At 45.1% G+C, this 16,286-nt stretch carries 13 protein-coding genes; 10 read left to right on the top strand and 3 right to left on the bottom strand.

Annotated features, from left to right (window positions below; all coding sequences use genetic code 11):
• Positions 1-243 precede the first annotated feature (243 nt).
• A complete protein-coding gene (locus B5G04_RS13130; protein WP_087397649.1) occupies positions 244-1,440 on the bottom strand; it encodes a site-specific integrase in 1,197 nt (398 codons plus the stop codon).
• A 260-nt stretch (positions 1,441-1,700) separates the two neighbouring features.
• Between B5G04_RS13130 and B5G04_RS13135 the strand changes: the two genes are divergently transcribed.
• Entirely contained in the window at positions 1,701-1,979 is a 279-nt protein-coding gene (locus B5G04_RS13135) for a helix-turn-helix domain-containing protein (RefSeq protein ID WP_087397651.1), read from the top strand.
• Between the two features lie 97 nt (positions 1,980-2,076).
• Here the strand turns inward: B5G04_RS13135 and B5G04_RS13140 are convergent, their stop codons facing one another.
• Both B5G04_RS13140 and ltrA read right to left on the bottom strand, forming a co-directional pair.
• Positions 2,077-3,312 (bottom strand): site-specific integrase, encoded by a 1,236-nt coding sequence (locus tag B5G04_RS13140; RefSeq protein WP_087397654.1) that lies wholly within the window; start codon positions 3,310-3,312, stop codon positions 2,077-2,079.
• Between the two features lie 277 nt (positions 3,313-3,589).
• Entirely contained in the window at positions 3,590-4,996 is a 1,407-nt protein-coding gene (gene ltrA / locus B5G04_RS13145) for a group II intron reverse transcriptase/maturase (RefSeq protein ID WP_087397657.1), read from the bottom strand.
• Between the two features lie 660 nt (positions 4,997-5,656).
• Here ltrA and B5G04_RS13150 point away from each other — a divergent pair.
• The 9 genes from B5G04_RS13150 to B5G04_RS13195 all read left to right on the top strand — a co-directional run bounded on the left by B5G04_RS13150 (position 5,657) and on the right by B5G04_RS13195 (position 15,710).
• On the top strand, positions 5,657-6,940 hold the full coding sequence (locus B5G04_RS13150) for a site-specific integrase (RefSeq protein ID WP_071150061.1): 1,284 nt from the start codon (positions 5,657-5,659) through the stop codon (positions 6,938-6,940).
• Between the two features lie 69 nt (positions 6,941-7,009).
• The gene (locus tag B5G04_RS13155; protein ID WP_071150060.1) at positions 7,010-8,305 is read left to right on the top strand and encodes a PDDEXK nuclease domain-containing protein; all 1,296 of its coding nucleotides are present in this window, start codon (positions 7,010-7,012) and stop codon (positions 8,303-8,305) included.
• A 7-nt stretch (positions 8,306-8,312) separates the two neighbouring features.
• Positions 8,313-9,332 (top strand): hypothetical protein, encoded by a 1,020-nt coding sequence (locus tag B5G04_RS13160; RefSeq protein WP_071150775.1) that lies wholly within the window; start codon positions 8,313-8,315, stop codon positions 9,330-9,332.
• Between the two features lie 220 nt (positions 9,333-9,552).
• The gene (locus B5G04_RS13165; RefSeq protein ID WP_025066904.1) at positions 9,553-9,861 is read left to right on the top strand and encodes a DUF3853 family protein; all 309 of its coding nucleotides are present in this window, start codon (positions 9,553-9,555) and stop codon (positions 9,859-9,861) included.
• Positions 9,862-9,875: 14 nt separating this feature from the next.
• Complete coding sequence (locus B5G04_RS13170) at positions 9,876-10,952, top strand: AAA family ATPase (RefSeq protein ID WP_071150059.1); 1,077 nt, start codon at positions 9,876-9,878, stop codon at positions 10,950-10,952.
• 205 nt (positions 10,953-11,157) lie between these two features.
• Positions 11,158-12,117 carry a toprim domain-containing protein gene (locus B5G04_RS13175; RefSeq protein WP_087397659.1) on the top strand — a complete coding sequence of 320 codons (960 nt, stop codon included), beginning with the start codon at positions 11,158-11,160 and terminating at the stop codon, positions 12,115-12,117.
• Positions 12,118-12,341: 224 nt separating this feature from the next.
• On the top strand, positions 12,342-13,745 hold the full coding sequence (locus tag B5G04_RS13180) for a mobilization protein (RefSeq protein WP_071150057.1): 1,404 nt from the start codon (positions 12,342-12,344) through the stop codon (positions 13,743-13,745).
• A 312-nt stretch (positions 13,746-14,057) separates the two neighbouring features.
• Complete coding sequence (locus B5G04_RS13190; protein ID WP_071150056.1) at positions 14,058-14,879, top strand: DUF4377 domain-containing protein; 822 nt, start codon at positions 14,058-14,060, stop codon at positions 14,877-14,879.
• Between the two features lie 9 nt (positions 14,880-14,888).
• Complete coding sequence (locus B5G04_RS13195) at positions 14,889-15,710, top strand: hypothetical protein (protein ID WP_071150055.1); 822 nt, start codon at positions 14,889-14,891, stop codon at positions 15,708-15,710.
• Positions 15,711-16,286 lie beyond the last annotated feature (576 nt).

A 16,286-nucleotide genomic window follows, 5' to 3' on the forward strand; every position in this document is an offset into this window, starting at 1 on the left:
GACGGTGATGCTACTGGTTAGTTTTTGCTTCTATAGGTTCAGGGCTTGCCAAAAGGATCATTATTTCAGTACAAACCGCGTCTTAGTGGTACTCATTCTTGTCAATTATGTCTGCTTGAGCTGAATCGAAAAGAAGCGTTCTCACATCCAGTTCCGTTTATGGGAAAGGCTATACCACCACATCCATTGGAGTATAGCCTTTCACTTTTTATCAGGGTATTGCGTATGTCCGCTTCATGTTTTTCAGGAATTTCTCTCCTGAGCCTGCATATAATGGCGCAACATATAGTCGGAAGAATAGCCGAGCATTTCCCTGACGTGTTCTTTGGGAATCCGGTTGGTCAGGGTGACTGTCGCAGCGAACGTATTGCGGGCCATCTGGGTGGTCAGACGCTTGGAAATCCGACATAGTACCGAAACCTCTTTCAGGTATTCATTCATTTTCTGGACTGACGGGACAGGAAAACACAGACCTTCCGGATTCATCGGATTCCAGCCTCTGTATTTCTCCAGCAGGACCATTGCCGGTTTAAGAAGAGGAACACGGCTTATACAGTTGTCTCCAGCCTCCCCTCCTTCAGCACGTGTCCTGCAAATCCACAGTGTTCCTTCGTCATCCCTGAACAGGTGCGACGGACAAAGGGTGCTTATCCCCTGATAGGAAAGTCCGGTGAGAGCGCAGAAGACGAACACATCCTTCACCCGTTCCAAACGTCCGGCTGGCATATCCGTTTCCATCACTGTTCTCAGTTCATCCCAGTCCAGAAAAGAAGGGTAAGTCTCCTCCTTTACACACAACTCTCCCAGTTCTTCCAAAAACTTGCCATGTTCCATCCAGCCCTTCTGCTGAGCCACCTTGAGAACCTTACGGAAACACTCCAGATATTTAGCCGCCGTATTCCGGGCCAGCCCACAGGCTTCCTTCAGATACCTTTCAAATGCCGTGATGAACTTCCTGTCCAGTTCGGAGAATGCGACGTCCTCCTTATTGTAAACATCCCGTATGACTGTCTCCACCAATCCGTGGCACCTGTTGTAACGTGCCAGGGTGGCAGGATGTAAATCCCCGGGAGAAGCCGCCCATCCGTCTATACATTCCTTCATGGCCTTCAGAACCAGATGCCGTCCTTCCCTGGCATACAAAATATCTAGGATTTTCTTCGGAGTCAGTCTTTCCCCATCATACACGGAATTCTTATGGATGACATATATTCTGTCCCTCAGTGTCTCAAGATACATGTTCAGCTCTGCCGAACTCCGCCCCCTTCCCTTGCTACGCATCTTCGCATTGTCCCATAACTCCACCGGTATAGAGCGCTGGATACGGATTTCATCCCGCTGTCCATTGATTGTCACCCGAAGAACGACCGGTGCTTCACCGTTCTTCAACAACTTGTTCTTCAAGATAAAGAACATTACATTCAGTGTGTTGCCTTTCATACGTTCTGTTTTGGTACAAACTTAGTAAATACACTGAAATACAGCACTATGCAAAATTACGCAATATAACGAAGTATGATACATGCCTTTCCTGAATATGGCTGTACTCCCTAGATTCAACAATCGGATATTTCTGAAAGACCGGTTCCTGTAACAGAAAACATGAGACATCTGATGACTTGTGCTGCCATCTGATGACATGGTATTGGCCAGCCAGGCCATACCGTCTATATTTGCCTCAAACCAAACAACTACACTTTATGGAAATCGTAAACATTGAAGCCGGTACTTTCAAAGAAATGATAACATCCATCCGACTGCTGAAAGAAAAACTGGAAAACCTCAAAGGCAGGAAAACCTCAAAAAGTCTGGATGACTGGATGGACAATCAGGAAGTATGCATGGCACTGAACATATCGCAGAGAACATTGCAGGCCCTGAGAAGCAACGGTACCTTGCCCTTCTCCCAGATTGACCGGAAAACCTATTATCGGAGACAGGATGTTATCAGACTGATTGAAAAAGGGAAGAAGAGATAATCCCGACAAAAGCGAGGCCAATCCATACAAGCAAACAATTCTTCATTATGTAAAAGGCTATACCTCACTGTGCGTTGTGAAGTATAGCCTTTTCTGATTATCCGAAGACCCGGGCGACATCCTGCATGTCCTTCATGATACTGTTGTCCAGCACACGGGCATAATGCTGTGTCATGCGGGTTGAAGAATGGCCGAGCATTTTTGACACATTCTGTAGGGCGACATCGTTGGCAAGGGTAACAGTCGTCGCGAACGTGTGTCTGGCCACATGAACGGTCAGCCGCTTGTTTACCCGGCATATGGTGGCTATCTCTTTCAGGAACTCGTTCATCTTCTGATTCGACGGAATCGGGAAACAGGGACCTTCAGGATTTTCCGGATTCCAGTCCTTGTATTTCTCCAGAATGACAAGTGCGGGTTCCAGAAGCGGGACATTGCAGGTACAGCTTTCCTTATGAGTAGTAATCTTTACGCGAGCCTTGTGTATCCACAATTTCCCCTCATTGTCCTTGTAAAGATGTGCCGGACACAAGGTCTTTACATCAATATACGACAGGCCGGTCAGACAACAGAACAGGAAAAAATCCTTCACGGTGTTCAGACGTGTCGTGGAAAAGTCCTTCTCCATAATCCGTTTCAGTTCCTCCAAGGTCAGGAACGTAGGACACGTCTCCTCTTTCCGGAACAGACGCTTGCGTTTTCCGACCAACGGATCCTGCTCCAGCCATCCGTTTTCCCGGGCCAGTCCGAGAAATTTGCGGAAACAGCTCATATACTTGGTCAGGGTATTCTGGGAAAGCTTGCGTACCGTCCTCAGATGCATCTCAAACCGGTCGATGAATTCCCCATTCAGTTCATGGAATGTAATATCCTCTTTCCTGTAGAAATTCTTAATGACCGTCTGCAACGATTCATAACAGTTGTTATAACGTGAAATGGTGGAGGGCTGGTACTCCGTACCGATCAGGGAAATCCAGTCATCGATACATTTCCGCATAGTCTGCAAAACCAGATGCCGTTCCTCTTTAGAGAATAACTTTATCAGAAGATTCTTTGGGGTAATCAGGGCTTCCCGACAGAGAAGTTCCTTGTGAATCTGATACAGCCTTACTTTTAATGCCTCGATATAGCTGTTCAGTTCCGTTGAACTCCGGTCTTTTCCTTTGCTGCGTTCCTTCACATTGTCCCATAACTTCAACGGAACAGAACGTTGAATCCGAACTTCATCCAATTGTCCGTTAATTGTCACCCGCAGAAAAATCGGTGCCTCGCCGTTTTTCTTTAGTCTGCTCTTACGGATAAAGAACAGAACTTTCATTGATTCCTGTTTCATACCACTTTATTTACGTTGTAAAATTAGAAAATGAGGAACAGGAAAATCCTACGTAAAAACATGATAATCAATGAAGTATTATACATTTCAGGTGCTTTTTTATTGTCCCTAAAAAAGGACCCTGAATTTGCACCTGACAAACTTCGTAGAAACGCTATATTCTGCTTCCGCCCGGAATCGAGTAGGAGGTAAACACTAATCATAGGTGTTTATCTCCTATTTTCATGTTTACCGACCTCTCACACCACCGTACGTGCCGTTCGGCATACGGCGGTTCCTATTTTGGGTACCATTCGAGATACGAGCCCATTAAGGTAGGATATCCTGCCTTTCGTAGGCTCTCCTTATTTATCGCCACCTTCAATATAGGACTGTCAGCAATACGCCAATAACCTTTGCGGGTGTTACCCCATTCCCATGCCTTGTATTTTCCAATGCCACATTTAATGAGGTTTGCTACCTTGGTCTTGGGTTTCTTCCAAGCTTTCCATATACACATACGTATTCTCCGTCTTAACCACTCATCTATATCAAGAAGAAAACGTTTCATATCGGCAAGATGATAGTATCCAATCCATCCACGTATGTATTCTTTCAGCTTCTGCTTCCTCTTAGCGTATCCCCATCCGTTGTTACGATTCGTCAGTTCTTTGAGTCTTGATTTCATCTTGGATTTGGACTTCGGATGTACTGTGAGGCGGCATTTGCCTTTCATTACATAAAAGGAGTAACCGAGATACTTAACTCCTTGGACATACGACACTACAGTCTTTTCCTTGTTGACTTTGAGATATAAAGTTCCCTCTATATATCGGGTTATGGACTCCTTGACTCTTCTTGCCGCCCTTTTGGACTTGCAGAATATCATCGAGTCATCGGCATAGCGGACAAAAGGAAGCCCTCTGCGTTCGAGTTCCTTGTCCAACTCATTAAGCATAATATTACTCAACAAAGGACTTAGTGGTCCTCCTTGGGGAGTTCCTTCCTCGCTCGCTTCGAACAGACCTTTGTTCATTACACCGCTTCGGAGATATTTGTGTATTAGACTGACAACTCTGCCGTCTTTAATAGTACGGCTGAGGATTTCTATGAGTTTGCTATGATTCACGGTATCGAAGAAGCGCTCGAGGTCAAGGTCTACTACATATATGTAGCCTGCATTGATTATTTCTTGCGCCCCTCGCAGTGCGTCATGACAACCTCTTCTTGGACGGAAGCCGTAGCTTCTCCTCGAGAATTGGCACTCATAGATAGGGGTCAGAACCTGGTTAATGGCTTGTTGCACCATACGGTCTACCACGGTGGGGATTCCTAAAAGGCGCATATTGCCATTGTCCTTCGGGATTTCTACCCTTTTGACGGGGTTCGGACGGTAAGAACCGTCCATCAAGGAACGGATGAGCGAATCTTTATTGGCTGATAGCCACGAGAACAATTGTTCACATGACATCTTGTCGATACCGCCACAGCCCTTGTTACCAATCACTGCCTTATAGGCTCGATTAAGATTGGCAGGACTCAGGATTTGCTCGAAAAGGTGTTCATTGTCGAATGGTACTTCCACGATGTTGTCTTCACACATCCACATGAAAGTCTGCACTCCCCCATACCATTCGGTTTCCGACCTGTCTCTTTGAGGGCAGCCATTAACTTTAGATAATGTTTTCTGCATTCGTTCTCTCATTAGGTATGTTTCAATTACTATCGTTTAATTATTAGGTTCAGTCCTTCACAAACTCTTCGACACGTTTGCTACTATGACATCTGCTGACTTCTCACGACAAGCTTTACTCCGCTGATTTCGATTTCTTTTTCACTATTATCATGCGTCCGTGAGACCTCCTCGGATAAGGGTATTAACTTTCCATCTTATGTCTGCTTCATTTACATTGACTGTTCCGAATAGCTATAGGGCTTTGATTTGTGATGCAACCTTACCCACAGTCTTATGCCTTATATGAAGTTTCTGTCCGTCAGACCAGATGTTTGCCGCAAGCTTCTTTCAGATTCCAACTCGCGATGGACACCCTTGCTTTGGGCTGTATGATTCCCGCTATTAGGGCTCATTAGGGACTTGCACCCGTTAGCTAATACTCATGCCGAGCATACAACGAAAAAAGCCCTGATTCTGTTGTGAATCAGAGCTTTTCCTAATTTTGCTTTGTAAGTTTGCGGTGCGTACGGGACTTTAACTTACACAATCAAGAAATCTCATAAAACTGCAATATACTGATAATAATCAAGTTATTATAAATCGGCTATATTACTAAATATCATTAAATACCTTTTGCTATTTCAATTATTGGGTGTATATTTGGGTGTTGAATTTCAAACGCACCCAATTATGAATATCAAACGAAACATCATCTTTTCATTGGAAAGCCGGAAGAAGAACGGAGTGCCAATCGTGGAGAATGTCCCTATCCGTATGCGTGTGGTTTTCGCCAGCCACCGCATTGAGTTCACAACGGGCTACCGCATTGATGTCGCCAAATGGGATGCCGACAAGCAGCGGGTAAAGAACGGATGCACCAACAAGCTGAAGCAAAGCGCATCGGAAATCAATGCGGACTTGCTGAAATACTACACCGAAATACAGAATATCTTCAAGGAGTTCGAGGTGCAGGGATTCATGCCCACTACCGAACAGGTAAAGGATGCGTTCAACAGATTGCACGATGGGAAAAAGGAAGAGGAGGAAGCCCCGGTGGTGTTTCTTCCGTTGGAGGTATTTGATGAGTTCATTAAGGAGTGCGGCACGCAAAACGGTTGGTCTGATGCCACCTATGAGAAATTTGCCGCAGTAAGGAAACATCTTGAAAAGTTTGACAAGGGACTGACTTTTGAATCGTTGGACGAACCCAAGCTAACAAAGTATGTGAATTTCCTGAAAGACACCGAAGATATGCGGAACACGTCCATCATGAAACAGGTTGCTTATCTGAAATGGTTCCTGCGCTGGTGTACCAAGAAAGGGTATTGCATGAACAATGCCTATGAAGATTTCAACCCCAAATTACGAAGCACACCGAAAAAGGTGATATTCCTCACTTGGGAAGAACTGAACAAACTCAAAAATTATCAGATACCCGACACAAAGCAATACCTTGAACGGGTGAGGGATGTCTTTCTGTTCTGTTGCTTTACCGGACTCCGGTATTCGGATGTGCATAATCTGAAGAAAAGCGACATCAGGGACGGATATATAGAAATTACTACCGTAAAGACCGCCGAAAGGCTCATCATCGAACTTAACAACCACAGCAAGGCAATACTCGACAAATACAAGGGTGTGGAATTTGAGGGGCACAAGGCTCTCCCTGTCATAAGCAACCAAAAGATGAATGACTATTTGAAGGAACTGGGCGAACTTGCCGAAATCAACGAACCTGTAAGTGAAACCTACTACAAAGGAAGCAGCCGTATAGACACCATTACACCCAAATACGCATTGCTGGGTACCCATGCCGGGAGAAGGACTTTCATCTGTAACGCTCTGGCTCTCGGTATTCCGGCACAGGTAGTGATGAAATGGACGGGACATAGCGACTACAAGGCTATGAAACCCTACATCGACATTGCCGATGATGTGAAAGCCAGTGCGATGAACAAATTCAACCAACTATAAAAACAATCAGCAAGTTTCACGGGATGCCTGTTATTGGGCTTATCTTTGTAACTTTCAATACATATAACAATGAGCAACAACGATAACAATATAGAGAAAAGGAGTTTCGAGGCTTTTGTCAATGCCATTGGGTCAGAAATAGAGCAGGCGCAAGTCCGGCTCATTAGTGCCGCCAATGCGCAGATGCTGTTCCATTACTGGAAGATGGGCAACTACATATTGTACCACCAGAACCGACAAGGCTGGGGCGGCAAGGTCATCAAGAAACTGGCGCAGGCGATACGGTTCAATTATCCCGAAAAGAAAGGATATTCGGTCAGGAACTTGGCTTATATGTGCCAGTTCGCACGTTCATATCCATTGACCGTATTACGGAGTTTCATCGAAACCGATGCGAAATTGATTACTCCAAGTGTGCGGAAAATCACGGATGAAATCCAAAGCCTGAACAATGTGCCATTTACGCAAGAACCTCTTGCGCAAATACAATCCTCAGACAACAAGGAAGTTGCAATTGTGCAAGAACCTCTTGCGCAAATTCAGGATGTAACCCAGACAGTAGCCGTCGTTTACCGGATGCCGATTGAGGACATGGAAAAACTGTTCCTAGCATCACCTGTTGCAAGAATCAATTGGGCAAGCCATGTGATTCTGCTGAACAGTTCCCTTCCGTTAGGTGTCGATTACTGGTATATGAAGCAATCCGTGGAAATGGGCTGGAGCAGCAATGTTCTTAAAATGCAGATTGAAAGCAAATTGTTTGAACGGCAAATCAACAGCCGCAAAATCAATAATTTTACCGCCACGCTTCCCGCACCGCAAAGCGACCTTGCCAATTACCTGTTGAAAGACCCGTATATCTTTGACTTGGCGGGAGCCAAAGAACGTGCGGACGAAAGGGACATAGAAGAACAGTTGGTGAAGCATGTCACCCGTTATCTTTTGGAAATGGGCAACGGATTCGCCTTTGTCGCAAGGCAGAAACATTTCCAGATTGGCGACAGCGATTTCTATGCCGACCTAATCCTGTATAACATAAAACTCCATGCCTATGTGGTCGTGGAACTGAAAGCGACCCCGTTCAAGCCGGAATATGCAGGACAGTTGAACTTCTACATCAATGTAGTGGATGACAAGCTGAGGGGAGAGAACGACAACAAGACCATCGGGCTGCTGTTGTGCAAGGGTAAGGATGAGATTGTCGCACAATATGCGCTGACCGGCTATGACCAACCTATCGGCATCAGCGATTATCAGCTTAGCAAGGCTGTGCCGGAAAACCTGAAATCGGCACTGCCGAGTATAGAACAGGTGGAAGAAGAACTGACGATGCTTCTTGACAATGAAAGGAACAGACAAAAGTAGGACACCTATGGCAGACAATATACAGACGATGATTCCCCGATACGGGGAACTCAACAGAATATATAGGGACTATATAGACAATAGAGTTTTCTCTTTTGACAGGCAAAAATTCATTTCCGATTTCTGTCAGGAATACAATGACATGAAGTCTTTTGAAGCCGCCATCCTTGAACTGGTGCTTGACAGGCAAAAAGAACAATACACCTTGATACTCAACAGCCTGAAAACCGAAATAGAAAAGAGCATACAGGCTTATGAAACACACCCCATAAGTGATAGTGCCGTAGAGCGTGCTTGCTATCAACACATGGAAAGGTATTCCCTTGAAATTGAAGCCCAACAGGATGTAACAAGGAGCCTAAGCAAGCCGCTGAATGAAGCCAACAACAGGTATGATTCCATTGGCTACAGGGAACATACTGCCGAAGAGGAAAAACAGGCTGAAAAAGAATATGAACGCTGCAAGGCTGAATATGACAAGGAAAGAGCCAAACTGAATGAACTCTATGACCAGCAAAAGGCAGCAAGGAAAGAGGCATTCCAATATATGAAGAACCGTTGTGAGGACATGTACCGTCAAAGTTGCCTTTTTCTGGATATATTGAAGAAATACATTCCTGACGGGAAACGACAGGACGAGCCGAGCAAGCCAATCAGTCAGCAGGAAACGGCGGATGAACAACAAGAGTATTTCAGCATGAAATTGCTTTCGCTCATTCATGAGGTATGTGTTGGAGAACAGTTCGATGAAATTTCCGCACCGGATTTTTATGCCAATATGAACTTGCACCCCTGCAACTGCAAGTTGAGAATTAAACCGAGAGAGAAGATACGTGTATGTTATCTGATATTCCTCATGAGCGAAAAACTCTCCAAACAGGACAAGGACAAATGGAAAGCCGGGATACTGAAACTGCTGGATATTGATGACAGCTACTACAAGTCCAAGTACAAGGAGCCAGTTTCTGATTTCCCCAGTGACAGCAACCAGAAATTCGCCAAAGAAATGGAGCATATATTCAGATAATCGGTGACATATCCTGATATTTTACGAAAGTTCCACTTTTACCACTCAAATTAATTTTTGAGTGGTATTTTTATTTTCTGATATTCAATAAGATACAGCGATGCTCGGATTATACCGTCCCCATCCTTACCACCCATAACCCTACCTAATTTTGCACCGTTCGAGAACAGAAATAACAGCCAGTGCGCAGGGCTGATTGTTGAATCAAAAAAGTAGAACTATGCAAAATCTACAAGAATTATTATCCAAACCCGTCTGGCAGATGACGGGTGAAGAGTTCATAATGTTAAGCAGACACGCTTCCGTTCAGACGGAAGCGCAGCCACAGCCCGTAACGGACACAAACAGAAAGTATGTGTACGGAATACCCGGCATAGCCAGACTGTTCGGATGCAGCCTGCCCACCGCCAACCGCATAAAGAAAAGCGGAAAAATAGACAAGGCTATCACCCAGATAGGGCGCAAGATTATCGTGGATGCGGAACTTGCCCTTGAACTGGCAGGGAAGAAAACAGGCGGACGCAAGTAACGGGAGGAATTGCTATGGACTATATGAAAGACATCCGGGAAATATCGGACGAACAGGCGGTAATCCTCTGGCAAGCCTCACGGTTGAGCCTGTCGGGAAAATACGAGAAAGCGCCAGAAATCCTCAGCGTGAAAGGTTCTGTAATCGGCACGTTGGGAAATTTCAGTGCATCCATCGGCAAAGCCAAAAGCAAGAAGACATTCAATGTGTCGGCTATCGTGGCTGCGGCTTTGAAGAACGGCACGGTGCTCAGGTATGCGGCTGAACTTCCCGAAGCCAAGCGGAAAGTGCTGTATGTCGATACGGAGCAAAGCCCCCACCACTGCCTGAATGTGATGGAACGCATCATGCGCATGGCAGGGCTGCCCGATGACAGGGACAACGAGAACCTTGAGTTCCTTGCCCTGCGGAAATATACGCCGGAGCAACGCATAAGGATTGTCGAACAGGCAATCTACCATACACCGAACCTCGGTATGGTGGTGATAGACGGTATCCGTGACATGGTGTATGACATCAACAGCCCCAGCGAATCGACACGCATCATATCGAAACTGATGCAGTGGACGGACGACAGGCAGATACATATCCACACGATACTCCACCAGAACAAGGGGGATGAGAACGCAAGGGGACATATCGGCACGGAACTGAACAACAAGGCTGAAACCGTACTGCTCGTTGAAAAGGACAAAAGTAACGGGGACATCAGCAAGGTTTCCGCCATGCACATCCGTGCGATGGACTTCGAGCCGTTTGCCTTCCGCATCAATGAAAGGGCATTGCCTGAACTGATGGAGGATTACCAGACAGAAGCCAAAGCGCCCGGCAGACCCCAAGGCGAAAGGTTTGATGCCTGCAAGGACATTTCCGAGCAACAACACCGGATAGCACTGGAAGCAGCATTTTCGTTGCAGGACGAATACGGATATAAGGAACTGAGCAAAGCATTGAAAGAGTCGTATGCCTTGGTGGGTGTTCCGTTAAGCGACAACAAGCTGGTTAAACTCATCACAGTGTTGAAGAACAAGCGGATGATAGTGCAGGAAAATGGCAGGAAGTACAGATACGAACCGGATTTCCACTATTGACACGCTTCCTGCAATCACTTCACTTTATTCTCCGGGTCTATATATTAGGATAAAGCGAAGTGGTTGCAGGAGCGCATCAAACCGCTTCACTTTAAGCCGTATCCTATATATACGACAATAAAGTGAAGTGGTTATACAGCCAGTAACCTATAAACAGATACTGGCGAAAAGAAAAACAAACAATAACCGATAAAGACAATCATTTATGGACATACAGACAGCAAAACAAATCAGGCTGGAAGAATACCTTCACAGCTTGGGATATAGCCCGGTGAAGCGGCAGGGCATCAATCTTTGGTACAAATCACCGTTCAGGGAAGAAACCGAAGCCTCGTTCAAGGTGAACACCGAGCGGAACCAATGGTATGATTTTGCGCTCGGCAAGGGCGGCAACATCATTGCGCTGGCTTCGCACCTCTATGCAACGGACAGCGTGCCGTACCTTTTGAAACGCATAGAGGAACAAGCACCGCACGTGCACCCCGTTTCTTTCTCTTTTCGCAAGCAGTCATTTACAGAGCCGAGTTTCCAACAGTTGGAAATCGTGCCGCTTTCTTCTCCTGCCTTGCTCGCTTACTTGCAGGAAAGGGGGATAAATCCGGCACTGGCGAAAAAAGAATGTAAGGAAGCGCGGTTTACGCACAACGGCAAACGGTACTTCGCCATTGCGTTTCCCAACATGTCGGGCGGCTATGAAATCCGAAACCGATATTTCAAGGGCTGCATTGCACCGAAAGAAATATCCCATATCAGGCAATCGGGAGAGCCAAGAAACGCGTGTTTCGTTTTCGAGGGATTTATGGACTACCTCTCATTTCTGACCCTGCGGCTCGAAAGCTGTCCGCAATACCCTGATTTCGACAGGCAGGACTACATGGTTCTGAACTCTGTTGCCAATGTTTCCAAAGCACTTTATCCGTTGGGAAGCTATGAGCGAATCCACTGTTTTTTTGACAATGACCGTGCAGGAATGGAAGTCCTTCAGCAAATCCGCAAGGAATATGAAAGCACACGGCATATACGGGACGCTTCACAAATCTACTGCGGATGCAAAGACCTGAACGAGTATTTGCAGAAGCGCATGGCGGATAGAAAGGAACAAATACAGTCCGTCAGAAAGAAGAATGATACGCTATCCAAGAAACCGAAAGGCTTCCGGTTATAGCCCACTATAACTACACGCTCCGCTTGCGTAGTTGTGGGCTCTCCCGAGGGGCTTAGGACGCTGCCCTAAGAACCCGGCAAGGGCTTTCAGCCCTATGCAACCCGACCAAAGAGTGACCCTCTCTTTGGAAACTCCGCTCATGGGTTGCACCCCTAAGAACCTCTTGCGGATATGAGTGGAAAGCAACAAACAGATTTAGTAAACAACCCAATCAGAATTAAAAAATGGCAACAAAATCAAGCATACATATCAAGCCTTGCAACGTGGCATCAAGCGAGGCTCATAACCGGAGAACTGCCGAGTATATGCGCAACATCGGAAAATCCAAAGTATATGTGGTATCCGAACTCTCTGCAAATAACGAGCAGTGGATAAACCCGGACTTCGGTAGTCCCGAATTGCAGGCGCACTATGAGGACATCAAACGGATGGTCAAGGAAAAGACAGGTCGTGCCATGCAGGAAAAAGAACGTGAGCGCAAAGGCAAGAACGGCAAGATTATCAAAGTGGCAGGATGTTCACCCATACGTGAGGGAGTGTTGCTCATCAGACCTGACACCACACTGGCAGATGTGCATAAGTTTGGCGAGGAGTGCCAAAGACGCTGGGGCATCACACCGCTCCAAATCTTCCTGCACAAGGACGAAGGGCATTGGCTGAACGGACAGCCTGACCCGGAGGACAGGGAGAGTTTCAAGGTAGGCGAAAGGTGGTTCAAGCCGAATTACCATGCGCATATCGTATTCGACTGGATGAACCACGATACAGGCAAGAGCCGCAAGCTCAATGACGATGACATGATGCAGATGCAGACCTTGGCATCCGACATCCTTCTGATGGAGCGTGGTAAGTCAAAAGCCGTAACAGGCAAAGAACATCTGGAACGGAACGATTTCATCATTGAGAAGCAGAAAGCCGAACTGCAACGCATAGAAGCCGTAAAGCGGCATAAGGAGCAACAGGTGAATCTTGCCGAACAGGAACTCAGACAGGTGAAATCGGAGATACGCACGGACAAGCTCAAAAGTGCAGCCACCGATGCCGCTACGGTTATAGCAAGCGGAGTGGGTTCTCTCTTCGGCAGCGGGAAAATGAAGAAACTGGAACAATCCAATGAAGAATTGCGTCAGGAAATTGCCAAACGGGACAAGGGCATTGATGACTTGAAAGCCCAAATGCAACTCATGCAAGAGCAGCATGGCAAGCAGATACGCAATCTTCAAGGAATACATAATCGGGAACTTGAAGCCAGAGACAAGGAAATATCACGGCTGAATATCCTGCTTGAAAAGGCTTTCAAGTGGTTTCCGATGCTCAGGGAGATGCTGAGAATGGAAAAGTTGTGCGCTGCCATCGGCTTCACCAAAGAAATGATAGAGAGCCTTCTGACAAAGAAAGAAGCTATCAGATGCAACGGCAGGATTTATTCCGAAGAACACAGGCGGAAGTTTGACATCAGGAATGATATTTTCAAAGTAGAAAAGAATCCGACAGATGACAGCAAACTGGTACTGACCATAAACAGACAACCGATTGGCGAATGGTTCAAAGAACAGTTTGATAAATTACGGCATAGTTTACGTAAATCAGCAGAAGAGCCAAGAAAAAGTAGAGGATTTAGGATGTAATTCGATGGTACTTGATTGGATTTCAATAAAATTCTGTATTTTTGCAAACGGATTGAGGCAACTCTTTCCAAGACATAAGAGAAAAAGAAGAAGCGTTATGCTTATCTTGTACTTGAAAACGTAGGAAATTTTCAAATTAGATGCAAGGATAGCATAGTGGTTCTCACGCTATAGCGTGGGCTGCTATTGTTACATCTGCATCTATGGTTTCCTACGACCTTCAAGTTAAGACGTAGCATAGTTGGCTCACGTTTTCTGCTATTATTAACTTAACATCTTGACAGGGTCAATCAAGAACATAACAGTCAGAATATGAATAAACTTATCACTTCATTTCTGTTCATCACAGTTTTTCTGTTATCAGCTTGCAGTGATGATGAGCCCCAAGATTCAGTCAAAGAGATTAGAATGCTGGTTTCAGCAGAAACAGGCGTAATGTATGCATGGGGCGACGACAAAAAGGAGAATCCCATAGAGTGCATGCTCGTCAAGACGGAAGGTGATTCCGAAGAATGGCAACCTCTCGGATTCAACAGCATTGAGGGCTTTACTTACATAAAAGGACACGAATACTATCTATCGGTAAAGCGGACAATTCTCGCCAATCCACCTGCGGATGGTTCCGACCGTACGTATTCGCTTATCCGTATTCTCCAAGACAGACTTGTGACAGAACCGGAAATTCCGGTCGATGAGGAGATAACATCCGAAGAAGATATTGAATATCAAGATTTGTGTCCTTTTGAGAAATATGCCATCAGCAAAGGGTATATTGTTGATGAGAATGGTAAAATAGTCTATGACGATGGGTATGATTCAATGCTGCCATCCTACAGTTCAGCGCGTATATGGCTGGAAGATGTCCTTGACAAAGAAGACCCGAATTGGGTGAAATTTGAGTCCGTGCCTTACATGGCTATTTATTCGTTTGTTCTGTCTCCGTTTACAGATGAAATTCGTTTGGTACGCAACGAATCACACGGTCCGATGTTCAAAGATGTTGTACCCGAAGATGAGTTTACCCACATTACACAATCCATGCAGTCCGGCGAAGAAGTTCGTTACGCACTCATCCTTGCCAATGTTTATAAAAAGGGACTTCAAAAGGTGGAATTTACCATAAAAAAACAATAACACATAGTCATGATGAATAAACTTATCGCTCCCTTTTTTATTATCATCAGTCTATTTATCTCTGCATGTAACGATGACAATAATGAAAATGAACCAATGTCCCCGTTCAGCCTTGAAAAGACCTATTATGAAGTAAGATTGTGGCGCGGCATCACTGAGATTCCCATTACCAATGGAAGCGGCGACATCAGCCTGTCCGTAGCGGACGAAACGATAGTAGAAGCCAACAAGGTTCAGAATGAAGGAGGAAGTACCTATGTTGCCTTGCAAGGCAAACAGAAAGGAACTACTACGCTTACTCTGACGGACAATGTGACAGGCGACAAGGAAACAGTCGAAGTGAAAGTCACAGACTGCTACATTGCATACGGCATTGCTGAAAGCAATCATCCCACGCTGACTTCAAACCTTATGCTCTATCTGGTTAACAATAAAGCGCGGGATTGCTATTTTTTTACAATGGACAATATGCAGCACCAATTGAATAATACACCACTTGCCGAAGGCACTTATGAGTTCTTTGTCAAGCAGAATGGAGAGGAAACAGTTTCTTATTTGCGTCTGAGTTATTCAGCCGATTCATCCGGAAACTTTGCACAAAATGCTCCAATGGAAATCCACGACTTCGCCCTATCGTTTAGTGATTCTCAAGCAGTACTGGAAATTATCAAAAGCTATTTGGATGTGGATTGGGTGGAACTTATCAGCAATGCCACGACAAAAAGCGTTCCCCCAAGAGACTACACCATGATACTGACCGTTCCCGAAACAGACTATGAAATAATAGGAGCATTTGCAACAGCATCCATTCCTGAATACATCCTGAATTGATAATGATATATTAAGCAGATAAGCCTGCATATCATATAAAGCAAATGAAGAAAACTTGGTTGTTCTTTTCGTTTGCTTTATTTTTATCCTCTACCACAAAGATGATAAATTAAATAATACAAAAAAACACCCGACTTTACATTCTTGGGTGTAAAGTCGGGTGTTTGTTCTGTAAAACATTGATTTTCAATGTTTATTGCGGTGCGTACGGTAATCGCACCTACCTCTTTTAATATCTTTTTAATCAGTAACTTATGTGTAACCTAAATTTTGATGGTTACGACTTGGTTACGATTTCATCTTGTCAAGTTTCGTAGCTTATGACACCACCGTGTCACCTCTCGATTGCGGGTGCAAAAGTACTACACATTTTTGAAACATGCAAGACCTTGACAATATTTTTTTCAGCCATTTTTTCAAGTGCAAGGTGCGAGCCTATATATATAAATAGGCTTGCACCTTGCACTGAACTAATTTTGAACCTATTAACCTTAGTCCTGACCAAAACGGTCCGACCTTACATTTTCCCGAAAAAAATGCAGGAACAAAAAAAATTATGGTGTAGTACACGTATAG

It is taken from the genome of Bacteroides sp. An51A, from assembly GCF_002161565.1.
In the GTDB taxonomy this organism is placed as follows: domain Bacteria; phylum Bacteroidota; class Bacteroidia; order Bacteroidales; family Bacteroidaceae; genus Phocaeicola; species Phocaeicola intestinalis.

Bases quoted from the DNA above. Each gene is read 5' to 3' on its own strand.
- B5G04_RS13130 (WP_087397649.1), bottom strand. From the start codon at position 1,440: ATGAAAGGCAACACACTGAATGTAATGTTCTTTATCTTGAAGAACAAG.
- B5G04_RS13135 (WP_087397651.1), top strand. From the start codon at position 1,701: ATGGAAATCGTAAACATTGAAGCCGGTACTTTCAAAGAAATGATAACA.
- B5G04_RS13140 (WP_087397654.1), bottom strand. From the start codon at position 3,312: ATGAAACAGGAATCAATGAAAGTTCTGTTCTTTATCCGTAAGAGCAGA.
- ltrA (WP_087397657.1), bottom strand. From the start codon at position 4,996: ATGAGAGAACGAATGCAGAAAACATTATCTAAAGTTAATGGCTGCCCT.
- B5G04_RS13150 (WP_071150061.1), top strand. From the start codon at position 5,657: ATGAATATCAAACGAAACATCATCTTTTCATTGGAAAGCCGGAAGAAG.
- B5G04_RS13155 (WP_071150060.1), top strand. From the start codon at position 7,010: ATGAGCAACAACGATAACAATATAGAGAAAAGGAGTTTCGAGGCTTTT.
- B5G04_RS13160 (WP_071150775.1), top strand. From the start codon at position 8,313: ATGGCAGACAATATACAGACGATGATTCCCCGATACGGGGAACTCAAC.
- B5G04_RS13165 (WP_025066904.1), top strand. From the start codon at position 9,553: ATGCAAAATCTACAAGAATTATTATCCAAACCCGTCTGGCAGATGACG.
- B5G04_RS13170 (WP_071150059.1), top strand. From the start codon at position 9,876: ATGGACTATATGAAAGACATCCGGGAAATATCGGACGAACAGGCGGTA.
- B5G04_RS13175 (WP_087397659.1), top strand. From the start codon at position 11,158: ATGGACATACAGACAGCAAAACAAATCAGGCTGGAAGAATACCTTCAC.
- B5G04_RS13180 (WP_071150057.1), top strand. From the start codon at position 12,342: ATGGCAACAAAATCAAGCATACATATCAAGCCTTGCAACGTGGCATCA.
- B5G04_RS13190 (WP_071150056.1), top strand. From the start codon at position 14,058: ATGAATAAACTTATCACTTCATTTCTGTTCATCACAGTTTTTCTGTTA.
- B5G04_RS13195 (WP_071150055.1), top strand. From the start codon at position 14,889: ATGATGAATAAACTTATCGCTCCCTTTTTTATTATCATCAGTCTATTT.